10 protein-coding genes, 1 other RNA gene and 1 pseudogene are annotated in these 12,569 nt (G+C 69.9%); 8 read left to right on the top strand and 4 right to left on the bottom strand.

Annotated elements, in window-relative coordinates; translation table 11 throughout:
• Positions 1 to 449, top strand: a pseudogene (locus VIP82_RS09250) (bifunctional 3'-5' exonuclease/DNA polymerase); the annotation flags it as partial.
• 45 nt (positions 450 to 494) lie between these two features.
• Positions 495 to 864, top strand: an RNA gene (rnpB, locus tag VIP82_RS09245) — RNase P RNA component class A.
• A gap of 47 nt (positions 865 to 911) precedes the next feature.
• Here the strand turns inward: rnpB and ppgK are convergent.
• A complete protein-coding gene (gene ppgK, locus VIP82_RS09240) occupies positions 912 to 1,685 on the bottom strand; it encodes a polyphosphate--glucose phosphotransferase (RefSeq protein WP_331907844.1) in 774 nt (257 codons plus the stop codon).
• Between the two features lie 99 nt (positions 1,686 to 1,784).
• Between ppgK and VIP82_RS09235 the strand changes: the two genes are divergently transcribed.
• From VIP82_RS09235 to VIP82_RS09220, 4 genes are all read left to right on the top strand, one after another.
• Complete coding sequence (locus VIP82_RS09235; RefSeq protein ID WP_308867203.1) at positions 1,785 to 2,012, top strand: SPOR domain-containing protein; 228 nt, start codon at positions 1,785 to 1,787, stop codon at positions 2,010 to 2,012.
• 60 nt (positions 2,013 to 2,072) lie between these two features.
• On the top strand, positions 2,073 to 3,410 hold the full coding sequence (gene glnA / locus VIP82_RS09230; protein WP_308867204.1) for a type I glutamate--ammonia ligase: 1,338 nt from the start codon (positions 2,073 to 2,075) through the stop codon (positions 3,408 to 3,410).
• A gap of 13 nt (positions 3,411 to 3,423) precedes the next feature.
• Positions 3,424 to 6,426: a bifunctional [glutamine synthetase] adenylyltransferase/[glutamine synthetase]-adenylyl-L-tyrosine phosphorylase gene (locus VIP82_RS09225; RefSeq protein ID WP_331907842.1), complete on the top strand. Its 3,003-nt coding sequence runs from the start codon at positions 3,424 to 3,426 to the stop codon at positions 6,424 to 6,426.
• 123 nt (positions 6,427 to 6,549) lie between these two features.
• Complete coding sequence (locus tag VIP82_RS09220) at positions 6,550 to 7,371, top strand: MBL fold metallo-hydrolase (RefSeq protein WP_331907840.1); 822 nt, start codon at positions 6,550 to 6,552, stop codon at positions 7,369 to 7,371.
• Positions 7,372 to 7,478: 107 nt separating this feature from the next.
• Here the strand turns inward: VIP82_RS09220 and glnA (VIP82_RS09215) are convergent, their stop codons facing one another.
• Positions 7,479 to 8,903, bottom strand: a complete 1,425-nt coding sequence (glnA, locus tag VIP82_RS09215) for a type I glutamate--ammonia ligase (RefSeq protein WP_308867206.1) — start codon at positions 8,901 to 8,903, stop codon at positions 7,479 to 7,481.
• Between the two features lie 132 nt (positions 8,904 to 9,035).
• Between glnA (VIP82_RS09215) and VIP82_RS09210 the strand changes: the two genes are divergently transcribed.
• Positions 9,036 to 9,428: an RDD family protein gene (locus VIP82_RS09210; protein ID WP_308867207.1), complete on the top strand. Its 393-nt coding sequence runs from the start codon at positions 9,036 to 9,038 to the stop codon at positions 9,426 to 9,428.
• Positions 9,429 to 9,475: 47 nt separating this feature from the next.
• Here VIP82_RS09210 and VIP82_RS09205 read toward each other — a convergent pair whose 3' ends face one another.
• Entirely contained in the window at positions 9,476 to 10,186 is a 711-nt protein-coding gene (locus tag VIP82_RS09205; protein WP_331907838.1) for a DUF4191 domain-containing protein, read from the bottom strand.
• 125 nt (positions 10,187 to 10,311) lie between these two features.
• On the opposite strand from VIP82_RS09205, the gene VIP82_RS09200 reads away from it, so the two are divergent.
• Positions 10,312 to 11,628 carry a hypothetical protein gene (locus tag VIP82_RS09200; protein WP_331907836.1) on the top strand — a complete coding sequence of 439 codons (1,317 nt, stop codon included), beginning with the start codon at positions 10,312 to 10,314 and terminating at the stop codon, positions 11,626 to 11,628.
• Between the two features lie 12 nt (positions 11,629 to 11,640).
• Here the strand turns inward: VIP82_RS09200 and VIP82_RS09195 are convergent.
• On the bottom strand, positions 11,641 to 12,569 hold a 929-nt coding region (locus VIP82_RS09195), incomplete at its 5' end, for a 2-oxo acid dehydrogenase subunit E2 (protein ID WP_331907834.1).

The raw sequence follows: 12,569 nt of genomic DNA, 5'->3' as shown, positions 1-12,569 counted from the left end.
GGCTCGGACGCACGTCCCCGGCTCCCTCGCGCGAATGGTCGGCCGCGCAGTCCCGCGCCACCGAGGCGGAGGCGTCCCGTGCGGAAGAGACGCGCGCGCGGCGGTGGGCTCGCGATCGTGGCCGGTTCACCCGCAACTTCGTCGTGCAGGGGACCGCCGCCGAGTGGGCGCTCGCATGGCTCGCCGATCTCCGCGGACGCCTCGCGGCGCTTCCTCCGGTCTCGCCCGAGCACGCCGCGCCCCGCTCGGGCCCGGCGCTCGCGCGGCAGCCGCACCTCGCGTTCTTCCTCCACGACGAGGTGATCGTGCACACCCCTGCGGAGCACGCGGATGCCGCCGCCCAGGCCGTCACCGATGCCGCGGCATCCGCGGGCCGCCTGCTCTTCGGCAGCTTCCCGGTCGACTTCCGGCTCGACGTGCACATCGCCGAGACCGCGCTCAAGGACTGACGAGGAGCGCCGGCCCAGCCGGCGGCGATAGACTCGCGGGGCGAATGGGTCGGCTGGACGGTCGCGTCGCGGGCGGTTCGCCGCCGCGCGCCGAGGAACGTCCGGGCTCCGCAGGGCAGGGCGGTGGGTAACACCCACCCGGAGCGATCCGCGAGACAGTGCCACAGAGAGCAGACCGCCGGGACCTCGGTCCCGGTAAGGGTGAAAGGGTGGTGTAAGAGACCACCGGGGTCGTGGTGACACGACCCGCACGGCAAACCTCGCCCGGAGCAAGGCCAGACAGGGGATGATGACGCGGCCCGCCGAGTCCCCGGGTAGGCCGCTGGAGCGGCACGGCAACGTGTCGCCGAGAGAGATGACCGTCCACGGGGCTCACGCCCCCGGACAGAACCCGGCGTACAGGCCGGCCCATTCGCCCTCTCCGCCGAACCGCCTTGGCAGCGGCGACGCGCGAGCGTGACCTCAGACGACCGGTCGGCCCGCGAGCGCGGCCGCGCCGATGATGCCCGCGTTGTTGCGGTGCACCGCCGGGACGATGGGCGTCTTGAGCTCGAGCAGGTGCAGGAACTTGTCGGCGTGCTTCGAGACGCCGCCGCCGACGACGAAGAGGTCGGGGCTGAACAGGAACTCGATGTGGCCGTAGTACCACTGCAGCCGCTTCGCCCACTGCTCCCAGGTGAGCTCGTGCCGCTCCATCGCGGAGTACGCCGCGTACGCCTCGGCATCCTTGCCGTGGCGGGCACGCTGCACGTGCCCGAGCTCGGAGTTCGGGACGAGGACGCCGTTGTAGAGCAACGCGGAGCCGATCCCGGTGCCGAGCGTGGTGAGGATCGTGAGCCCCGCCTGGTCCTTCGCGGCCCCGTAGCGCACCTCCGCCACGCCTGCGACATCCGCATCGTTGGCGAAGTGGATATCGCGACCCAGACCGTCCTCGAAGAACTTCTCGGCCTCGAAGTCGATCCACTGGTCCGAGACGTTGGCGGCCGACAGCGTGCGGCCGTTCTTGACGATCGCGGGGAAGGCGACGCCGAGCGGGACCGACTGGTCGTCGGCGACGCCGAGCGTCGCGAGGACCTCGGTGACCGCAGCGAGCACGTCCGGCGGGTGGGCCCCTTCGGGGGTCGCGACCTTGACGCGGTCGCTGATCAGCTCGCCCCGCTCGAGGTCCACGATGCCCGCCTTGATGCCGGTGCCGCCGATGTCCACGCCGACGGCGCGTGCCGCGTCAGATGCCATGCCGACAGCCTAGCCACGCCGACACGGCCCCTGCGGAGCGCCCCGGCGTCAGTAGGATCGTGCTGGCGGCGAGCAGGCCCGCGATCCGAGGAGGGCGTGATGTCCAACGACAGCGAGAAGTACTGGTACAACCTCAAGACCGGAGCGGTCGAGAAGGGCTTCGAGTCGCCCGCGCCCGATCGCGCCGGACCGTTCGACACTCCGGAGGAGGCCGCGAAGGCGCCCGAGGTGATCCGCGAACGCTCCCGCGCGTGGGCGGCCGAAGAGGCCCGCGAGGACTCCTGGGGTACCGACACGGTGTCCGGAGAGCCCGGCGACGACCAGTAGTCTGGCTTCGACCGCGGTCAGACAGACAAGTCGGGCGGATCCGGCACCGGAGAGGACGCGATGGACAAGCAGCGTGACTTCGTTCTGAGGACCATCGAAGAACGAGGCGTGAAGTTCGTACGGCTGTGGTTCACAGACGTGATCGGCACGTTGAAGTCCGTGGCCATCGCACCCGCAGAGGTCGAGGGAGCCTTCAGCGAGGGTCTCGGGTTCGACGGCTCCGCGATCGAAGGGCTGACCCGGTCCTACGAGTCCGATCTGCTGGCGCACCCCGACCCGACCACGTTCCAGATCCTGCCCTGGCGGGGCGAGATCGACCCGACCGCGCGGATGTTCTGCGACATCACCACGCCCGACGGGCAGCCGGCCGTCGCCGATCCGCGTCACGTCCTCAAGCGGACGCTGGCGAAGGCGGCCGACGCCGGCTTCACGTTCTACACGCACCCAGAGATCGAGTTCTACCTCCTGAAGTCCTCGTCCTTCGGGACCGAGGGCCCCGAGCCGGTCGACTCCGCAGGGTACTTCGACAACGTCCCCGGCGGCACCGCCCACGACTTCCGCCGGCGCTCGGTGCGCATGCTCGAAGACCTCGGCATCTCGGTCGAGTTCAGCCACCACGAGGGCGGCCCGGGTCAGAACGAGATCGACCTCCGCTACGCGGACGCGCTCACCACGGCCGACAACATCATGACGTTCCGCACCGTGATCAAAGAGGTCGCAATCGAGCAGGGCGTGTACGCGACGTTCATGCCGAAGCCGATGACCGGCAAGCCCGGCAGCGGCATGCACACGCACATGTCGCTGTTCGAGGGCGACGTCAACGCCTTCTACGAGGAGGGCGCCCAGTACCAGCTCTCCAAGGTCGGCCGCCAGTTCATCGCCGGTCTGCTGCGTCACGCCAACGAGATCTCGGCCGTGACGAACCAGTTCGTCAACTCGTACAAGCGCCTCTGGGGCGGCGACGAGGCTCCCAGCTTCATCTGCTGGGGTCACAACAACCGCTCGGCGCTGGTGCGGGTTCCCCTGTACAAGCCGAACAAGGGCCAGTCCTCGCGCGTCGAGTACCGCGCCCTCGACTCGGCGGCGAACCCGTACCTCTCGTTCGCGCTCATGCTCGCCGCAGGGCTCAAGGGCATCGAAGAGGAGTACGAGCTGCCCGCCGAGGCCGAGGACAACGTCTGGTCGCTGACGGATGCCGAGCGCCGTGCGCTGGGCTACGCGCCGCTGCCCGCCAGCCTCGACCACGCGCTGGAGTACATGGAGGAGTCCGAGCTCGTCGCCGAGACCCTCGGCGAGCAGGTCTTCAACTACGTGCTCCTCAACAAGCGCCGCGAGTGGCAGGAGTACCGCTCGCAGGTGACGGCGTTCGAGCTCAAGAGCAACCTCGAGATGCTCTGAGACCGGCTGACGCATGTCCGCGAGCGAGCGACCGGGTTCTCTGACCCCACTCGCTCGCCTGGGCTTCGGCCGACTCACCGATGCCGAGGCGCTCCTGGCCGAGCTCTCGGAGCTGGTGGATGCGCCCCGCGACGAGCTGCTGGACGGCGCCGGCGGGGCGGCGGACCCCGACGAGGCGCTGCAGGCGTTGACGCGCCTGGCGCGGCGGGATGCCGCACCGGTGCAGCGCGCACGTTCGCGACCGGGCGCGTGGCGGGCCCTCTGGGCACTGCTGGGTGCGTCGACCGGCTTCGGGGAGTTCTTCTTCCGGCATCCGTCTGAGGTCGATCAGCTGGCCGGGGCGGGGGAGCGGCTGCCCACCCCGGAGGAGCTCCGCGCGGAGCTGCTCGACTCTGTCGGTGCGGTCGACGGATTCGCCGCGGACGGAGGCGAGAGCGCGTGGGTCGCGCTGCGCGTGCGCTACCGCCGCATGCTCGCGCGGATCGCGGCGTATGACCTGCTGAGCGCCTCGCCCGTCGACGAGATCGCGGCGGTGTCGGCACGGCTCGCGGATGCCGCGGGCGCGGCGCTCGAGGCGTCCCTCGCGGTCGCCCGCACCCGCGTGTCGGGCGGCGCGGTCGGCGCCGGCCTCTTCCCGCGCGACCAGGTCGCCCGCACCGAGCTCGCCATCATCGGGATGGGCAAGACCGGGGCGCGCGAGCTGAACTACGTCAGCGACGTCGACGTGATCTTCGTGGCAGGCGGGGACGACGACGCCCTCGAGCAGTTCGGCGAGAGCCGCATCGTCGACATCGCGACCCGCCTCGCGGTCCAGACGATGCGCGGCATCTCGGGCGTCGAGATCGAGCCGCCGCTGTGGGAGGTCGACGCCAACCTCCGCCCCGAGGGCAAGCAGGGCGCACTCGTGCGCACGCTCGACTCGCATCTGGCGTACTACGACCGCTGGGCGAAGAGCTGGGAGTTCCAGGCGCTGCTCAAGGCGCGTCCGATCGCCGGCGACGAGGAGCTCGGCAGGGCCTACACCGCAGCGGTCCAGCCCAAGATCTGGACCAGCGCCGCCCGTGAGAACTTCGTCGACAGCGTGCAGCGGATGCGCGAGCGCGTCACCGAGCACATCCCCGCGGCCGACGTGCCGTACCAGCTCAAGCTCGGACCGGGCGGCATCCGCGACATCGAGTTCACCGTCCAGCTCCTGCAGCTCGTCCACGGGCTGTCCGACGACCGGATCCGCCAGCGCGGCACGCTCGAGGCGCTGGACGCGCTCGTGGCGGAGGGCTACATCGGCCGTGCCGAGGCGTCTGCGTTCTCACGGGACTATCGGGTGCTGCGGCTCCTCGAGCACCGCGTGCAGCTGCGCCAGCTGCGCCGCACGCACCTCATGCCCTCGCGACCGGAGGAGCGTCGTGTGCTCGCCCGCGCGACCGGGCTCGCGGACACCGGCGAGGGCATCTGGAACCTGTGGGAGTCGGTCAAGCGCGAGGTGCGCGACATCCACGTCCGCCTCTTCTACCGCCCGCTGCTGTCGGCGGTGGCCGCCCTGCCCGCGGACGAGCGCGTGCTGTCGACGGCGCAGGCGCACGACCGCCTCGCGGCGATCGGATTCTCCGACCCCGCCGGCGCGCTCCGCCACATCGCCGCACTGACCAGCGGGCTCAGCCGCAAGGCCACCATCCAGCGCCACCTCATGCCCGTCATGATCCGGTGGTTCGCCGACGGGGTCGACCCCGACTACGGGCTGCTGGCGTTCCGCCGGCTGAGCGAGCGCCTGGGCGACACGCATTGGTTCCTGCGCATGCTGCGCGACTCCTCGGGGGCCGCCGAGAGCCTCTCCCGCGTTCTGTCGGGCTCGCGGTACGTCGGCGAGCTCATCGAGTGGATCCCCGAGTCGGCCGCGTGGCTCGACGACCCGGAGCTCCTTCGTCCGCGCTCCGGACGTGCCCTGCAGCAGGAGGCGCGCGCCATCCAGACGCGGCACGACACGATCACCGAAGCCATGCGCGCGGTACGTGCGCTGCGTCGGCGCGAGCAGCTGCGGATCGCGATGGGGGCCATCCTCGGCAGCGTCACGATCGAGGAGGTCGCAGCGGCGCTCACCACGATCACCGACGTGACGATCCAGGCGACGCTGCGAGCCGTGCGCCGCGAGATCGTCCCGCCGGAAGACGCGGCACTCGATTTCTCCGTCATCGCGATGGGACGTTTCGGCGGCGCCGAGCTCGGCTTCGGCTCCGACGCCGACGTCATGTACGTCTACCGCCCGAACGGCGTCGATCCGCAGCGCGCGAGCGAGCTGGCCCTGAAGCTCGTCGCCGCGCTGCGCACCTACTCGGAGGACCACCGGGTGCCGCTCGAGCTCGACGCGGATCTCCGCCCCGAGGGGCGCAACGGCCCCCTCGCGCGCTCGCTCGACGCGTACGCCGAGTACTACCGCCGATGGGCGCTGTCGTGGGAGGCGCAGGCCCTCCTGCGCGCCCGGGGCGTGGCAGGCAGTGTGAAGCTCATCGACGACTTCATGCAGCTCGCCGATCAGGTCCGTTACCCCGAACGGGTGGACGTGGCGGCCACGCGGGAGATCAAGCGGATCAAGGCACGCGTCGAGAGCGAGCGACTGCCGCAGGGCGTGGATCCGTCCCGGCACCTCAAGCTGGGCCCGGGGTCGCTGAGCGACGTCGAGTGGCTCGTGCAGCTGCTCCAGCTGCAGCACGCGCACGCCGTGCCCGAGATGCAGACGACGTCGACGCTGGGCGCGCTCCGCGCGGCGGAGCGCGCCGGATTCATCTCCGCGGCCGCCGCCGACCGGCTCGCCTCCGCCTGGCGCCTCGCCAGCCGGCTGCGATCGGCCAACACGCTCCTCTCGGGTCAGACCAGCGATGTGCTCCCCGTCGACCGCAGCAAGCTCGACGGCATCGGCCGGCTGCTCGAATACCCGCCGCGCTCGGCCACGCAGGTCGAGGAGGACTATCTCGGGACCACGCGGCGTGCCCGCCGCGTCTTCGAGAAGCTCTTCTACGGCTGAACAGCGCGTACCTGCGCTGGCGTCCTGCCACCGCGCCCGACGTCGTCAGGGCAGAATCGGACCACGAAGGAACCCACGGCGACCTGTAGCGCCAGGTCTGAGACGACGGGCGGGAGATATCTCATGCTCACCGAGATCGCTGACGGGGTGTTCGTCCACACGAGCGACTTCATCAAGAGCAATTCCGTCGTCGTCCAGGGCGAGGACGGCGTGCTGGTCGTCGACCCCGGCATCACGAGAGCGGAGCTGGCGGATCTTGCCGGCGACATCCGCGCGATGGATCAGCACGTCGTGGCGGGCTTCGCGACGCATCCCGACTGGGACCACGTGCTGTGGCATCCCGCTCTCGGCGAAGCAGCGCGTTACGGCACAGCCCGCTGCGCGGCGGTGATGCAGGACCTGCTCGTGCAGGCGGACTGGAAGGACCAGCTGGCCGGTGCGATGCCGCCCGAGTATGAGGATGAGATCCCAATGGAGCTGTTCGGCCTCATCACCGGGTTGCCCGCCGACGCCGTGGAGATCCCCTGGGACGGTCCCCGCGTGCGGATCATCGAGCACCGGGCCCACGCCCCCGGGCACGCCGCGCTGCTGGTCGAAGACTCACACGTTCTCGTCGCGGGTGACATGCTGTCCGACATCCTGATGCCGTTCCTCGATCTGGAGGCTGCCGACCCGCTCGGCGACTATCTGGCGGCGCTGCGGCTGTTCGAGGGCGTCGCCGACGACGTGGAGACGGTCGTCCCCGGCCACGGCTCCGTCGGGACGGCGGGGGAGATCCGACGGCGGATCGAGCAGGACCGGGCGTATGCCGAGGCTCTGCGCGAAGGTCGTGCGCCGGACGATGAGCGCGTAGGCGTATCCGCCCCGCTCGACTGGCTGCCAGAGGTGCACGAGTGGCAGGTCGTGCGGCTGGCCGAGAAGAGAAGGCGAGACGACGGCTCGTAAGAGGGGCTGATCGGCCGGGCTGGGCGAACCGACCGCCACGGGAAGAAACCAGAACTCCTCCGAACTCCCTGAGCGGGGAGTCCGGAGGAGTCGTGGTGATACGGGTGTCAGACCCCGAAGTACAGCTCGTACTCGAACGGGTGCGGACGTGCGTTGAGCGGCTGGATCTCGTTCTCGATCTTGTACTCGATCCACGTCTCGATCAGCTCGGGCGTGAACACGCCGCCCTTCAGCAGGAACTCGTGGTCGGCGCGGAGCGCGTCCAGCGAGTCGAGCAGCGAGTTCGGCACCTGCGGGATGTTCTTCGCCTCCTCGGGGGGAAGCTCGTACAGGTCCTTGTCGACCGGCTCGTGCGGCTCGATGCGGTTCTGGATGCCGTCGAGACCCGCCATCAGCTGCGCGGCGAAGGCGAGGTACGGGTTGCCCGAGGCGTCCGGCGCGCGGAACTCGATGCGCTTGGCCTTCGGGTTGGAGCCCGTGATCGGGATGCGGATGGCGGCCGAGCGGTTGCCGGCCGAGTAGACCAGGTTGACCGGGGCCTCGTAACCCTTGACGAGGCGCTTGTACGAGTTCAGCGTCGGGTTGGTGAACGCGAGCAGCGCCGGCGCGTGGGCCAGGATGCCGCCGATGTACCAGCGCGCCAGATCGGAGAGCTGTGCGTAGCCCTTCTCGTCGTAGAAGAGGGGCTTGCCCTCGAGCCACAGCGACTGGTGCGTGTGCATGCCCGAGCCGTTGTCGCCGAACAGCGGCTTGGGCATGAAGGTCGCGACCTTGCCCCACTCGTTGGCGACGTTCTTGACGATGTACTTGAACTTCAGGATGTCGTCGGCCGCGTGCACCATGGTGTCGAAGCGGTAGTTGATCTCCTGCTGGCCACCGGTGCCCACCTCGTGGTGCGCGCGCTCGAGGAGCAGACCCGACTCGATGAGGCGGAGGCTGATGTCGTCGCGGAGGTCCGCCGTCTTGTCGACCGGCGAGACAGGGAAGTAGCCGCCCTTGTACGGGGTCTTGTTGGCAAGGTTGCCGCCCTCTTCGGTGCGGCCCGAGTTCCAGGCGCCCTCTTCGGAGTCGACGGAGTAGAAGCTCGAGTTCTGCTTCACCTCGTAGCGGACGTCGTCGAAGATGTAGAACTCCGCCTCGGGAGCGAAGAACGCGGTGTCGGCGATGCCGGTCGAGGCGAGGTACTTCTCCGCCTTCTTGGCGACCTGACGCGGGTCCTTCGCGTAGATCTCGCCGTTGCGGGGGTTGTAGATGTCGAACACCATGACGAGGGTCTTCGCCTCGCGGAACGGGTCGAGGTAGGCCGTCGACACGTCGGGGATCAGCTGCATGTCCGATTCGTGGATGTTCGCGAATCCTCGGATGGAGGAGCCGTCGAACAGCTGGCCGACCGTGAAGAACTCTTCGTCAACGGTGGAGGCCGGGATGTTGAAGTGCTGCTGCACGCCAGGAAGGTCCGTGAAACGGATGTCGAGGAACTTGACGTCCTCGTCCTTGATGAACTTCAGCACCTCGGATGAATCTTTGAACATGAAGACTCCAGAGGTAGGGCATTCGGATCCGCCCGTGCGGGCCGGGCTTGCTGGCAAGCTACCCGCAGGGGATTGCCCGGCAGTATCACTTGTGTTTCCGGGATGTTACGACGACCTGTATACGCTGGGGAAGTGACGCAGAGCACCCAGGACTACCCCGGCGAACGACTCGGACTGCCCCGAGAGGGCACCGGATCGATCGGCCGGCTCGGCCGCCGAGTGGGCGCGCTCTTCGTCGACTACGGCGCCGCGTATCTCATCTCGGGATTCTTCGGGTGGGACCCGCTCGCGATCCTCGCGATCTTCGCCGCGATCCAGATCGTCTTCCTGCCGACGCTGCAGGGAAGCCCCGGTCACCGCATCTTCGGCTTGCGGCTCGTGCGCGTCGACGGCGCGTGGGTCGGCCTCTGGCGGCCCGTGATCCGCACGGCCCTGCTCGTGCTCGCGATCCCGGCCGTCATCTGGGATGCCGACCAGCGCGGCCTGCACGACAAGGCCGCCGGAACGGTGCTCATCCGCTCATGACGATCGGCCCGGCGCGCGCCGGGCCGATCTGTGTCTGGCTCCTGTGCTCAGCGCGGTCGCGGAGCGCGCACCTTCGTGGGATCGATGCCCTTCGGGATGGGCAGTGACGTCAGGGACTGCGAGACCGACTCGACACGCTTGATGACGGCGGCCATCGTGGCGCGATCGATCTTCGTGGGAAGCGCCTTGATGGTCGACGAGAGCTTCGAGATCGGCACCTCGCCCTCGCCGTGGCCGATGTACAGCACGGTCACGGGCACACCCGAGGCGACGCGCTGCACCTTGGAGCGCTCGTCGTTGACGAGGCGCGTGAGTCGGCCACGGGCGCCCTCGCCCACGATCACGACGCCGCCACGACCGATCGCGCGGTAGACGGCCTCCTGCGTCTTGGGGTTGATCCCCACCGGCATCTCGCTGGCCTGCCACTTGCGTCCGAGCGACGTCGACATGACGTGCCCGGTGGCTCCCGGCATCCCGTCGATCTTCTTGTACATCGCACGGGTGGACAGACGGGTCATGGTCATCATCGACGCCAGGACGCCCAGCATGAGGCCGGTGACACCCCACAGGATGATGCTCCACACGGCGACCGGCGGGATCGCGAACCCGATGCCCACACCTGCGGCGGTGCCGAGGAGGAGGATGCCGGCCAGCAGGTACGGCAGCCAGCGGAACTCCTTCTGGGTGAAGGTGTAGAGGGTGCGGATCTGGGAGAAGAATCCCGGGCCCTTCTCGGGGGCGGAACTGCGCGCGGACATACCTTTCAGCCTACCTTTTCGCGGCGTCCTCCTCGGCTCCTCCCCAGTCGCGCGCTCCAGGCGGCCGTCCACAGAACGCGTCCTTCCGCGCGCCGAGCGCTGATCGCGCTGCGCAGACTGTCGCCATGACCACCGTCGAAGGCCTGCTCGGCGCCCCGTACCGTGAGATCCGCACGGTACGTGCCCGCGACGACGGACCGTGGCCGGGTGTTCTGGTGCACACCGCGACCGGCGGCGCGTGCGTCATGGTGGATGCCGACGTCCTGGGCCCGGAGTGGACCGGATGGGATGCCGCACCCGACGGCCACGTGCTCGCTCCGCTCGACATCTCCCGGCGACCGGACGGACACGACGTGGTGCTTCCGGTCTGCGTGGAGCGGCTCGAGGAGTTCGTGGGCCGGCGCGCGGCGCGGATGCCGCTCAGCCCCGGCGAAGCGGTGACGCTCGGAGTGAGCGTGCTGCGGGGATGCGCGCAGATCGCCGGGTCCCCCGAGACGACGGGGGACTGGTGGCTCGACGACGCGGGCCGCCCGGTGCTGGCGACCGAGTCCTCACCCCGCCCGGCGCGGGAGGCGGCTGCGGCGGCGCTCGAGCGCGTGGCGGTGGATGCGAGCGCCCAGCGGACGTGGAGAACGGCCGTGAACGCGGTCACGGCTGAGCGCTTGTCGGTCCGCGAACTGGAGGCCGCCGAGGAAGCCCTGTTCGCGATCGCTGCTCCCGAGCCGCTCAGTACGGTGAGCCTCAGGCCGCGCAGTGCGGTCGAGGGTGGCGTGCGCCAGCGGGAGCCCGCTCGCGCGGGTGTCGCGATCCAGGACGCCGAGCAGGCTCCGCCCTCGATGTGGCAGAGCCTCGTCGCGGGGGTCGACAACGACCTCGCCGACACCGTGTCACGCGCGACGACGGCGGTGTGGCGCCGGCTGCGCCGTGAGGAACGCGTCGGGAAGCCTGCCCACCGGAGAGCTCCCTGGCTCGTCGGCGGCGCCGTCGCCGCGGCGGTGCTGGCCGGCGGTGCACTGTGGCCGACGGCCAGCGGTGTCGCGACGGAGGATCCCGTCGACGTCGTGGCGCCGACGCCGAGTGGCGCGGACCGCGCGAGCGATGACGCGTCCGCCGCTCCGGACGACGCGCCGACCGATGCCGGGGCACCCGCCGATCTCGCTCAGGTCGCAGGAGCCCTGCTCGACGCGCGTCTCGCGTGCGGGACCGCCACCGACTGCCTGGCGTCAGTGGTCGTCGATGCGGCGTCGCTGCCCGGAGGGATGGTCGACCTGCCCGCCGCCGAGCGGACCCTCACGCTCCTGGACGACTTCGGCGACATCGCGGTACTCCGCGTGGACGCCGTCGACGGCGCCAGCCCCTCGCAGATGGTCGTGATCCTGCGCCGAGACGAGAAATGGCTGCTGCGCGACGTCTCGGACGTCGCGCAGCAGCCTGAGCAGTGAGGGGGCCTCGGGTCAGATCCCGAGCTGCCCCTCGAACGCCGCAGCCTCGAGACGCGACTTCACCGCGCCGAGGAAGCGCGCGGCGTCCGCACCATCGATGACGCGGTGGTCGTACGACAGCGCGAGGTACACGTACGAACGGACCGAGATCGCGTCCTTGCCTTCGACCGTCACGATGCCGGGTCGCTTGACGACCACACCGGTTCCCAGGATGGCCGTCTGCGGCAGGAACACCACGGGCGTGTCGAACAGGGCACCACGCGAGCCGGTGTTGGTCAGCGTGAAGGTGCCGCCCGCCAGCTCGTCCGGCTTCAGCTTGTTCTCGCGCGTGCGGGCCGCGAGGTCGGCGATCTCATGCGCGATCTGCGCCAGGTTCTTCGACGCCGCATCGCGGAGCACCGGGGTCAGCAGTCCCCGCTCGGTGTCGACCGCGATCGACAGGTTCTCGCTCGCCGGGTAGACGATCTGGTCGCCGTCCACGGTCGAGTTCACGACGGGGTACGCCTGCAGCGCCTCGGCAGCAGCCAGGGCGAAGAACGGCAGGAACGAAAGCTTGTCGCCCGTCTTGGCGAGGAAGTCGTTCTTCACCTTGTCGCGGAACGTCGCGAGCTTCGTGACGTCGACCTCGACGACGCTCGTCAGCTGCGCGGTCGACTGCATCGACTCGACAGCACGCTGGGCGAGCACCTTGCGCAGGCGCGACATGGGCTGCGTCGTGCCGCGCAGCGGCGACACCTCGAGCGGTGCCGGGGCGGGCGCCGCCGCGGGAGCGGCCGGAGCCGATGCGGCTTCAGCCGCCTTCAGCACGTCCTCCTTGCGGATGCGGCCGCCGACGCCGGTGCCCTTCACCGAGGCGAGGTCGACGCCCTGCTGCTGAGCGAGGCGGCGCACCAGCGGCGTGACGTACGTGATGCCGTCGTCGTCGGCGGCGAGGGAGGGTG

It is taken from the genome of Microbacterium sp. (assembly GCF_036566905.1).
Taxonomy (GTDB): Bacteria; Actinomycetota; Actinomycetes; order Actinomycetales; family Microbacteriaceae; genus Microbacterium.
Note: the sequence above shows the minus strand (reverse complement) of the source record. Positions and strands in the feature narration are given on the sequence as shown.

Coding starts and splice junctions, on each gene's coding strand:
- VIP82_RS09235 (WP_308867203.1), top strand. CDS start 1,785: ATGTCCAACGACAGCGAGAAGTACTGGTACAACCTCAAGACCGGAGCG.
- glnA (WP_308867206.1), bottom strand. CDS start 8,903: ATGTTCAAAGATTCATCCGAGGTGCTGAAGTTCATCAAGGACGAGGAC.
- VIP82_RS09205 (WP_331907838.1), bottom strand. CDS start 10,186: ATGTCCGCGCGCAGTTCCGCCCCCGAGAAGGGCCCGGGATTCTTCTCC.
- glnA (WP_308867204.1), top strand. CDS start 2,073: ATGGACAAGCAGCGTGACTTCGTTCTGAGGACCATCGAAGAACGAGGC.
- VIP82_RS09200 (WP_331907836.1), top strand. CDS start 10,312: ATGACCACCGTCGAAGGCCTGCTCGGCGCCCCGTACCGTGAGATCCGC.
- VIP82_RS09220 (WP_331907840.1), top strand. CDS start 6,550: ATGCTCACCGAGATCGCTGACGGGGTGTTCGTCCACACGAGCGACTTC.
- VIP82_RS09225 (WP_331907842.1), top strand. CDS start 3,424: ATGTCCGCGAGCGAGCGACCGGGTTCTCTGACCCCACTCGCTCGCCTG.
- ppgK (WP_331907844.1), bottom strand. CDS start 1,685: ATGGCATCTGACGCGGCACGCGCCGTCGGCGTGGACATCGGCGGCACC.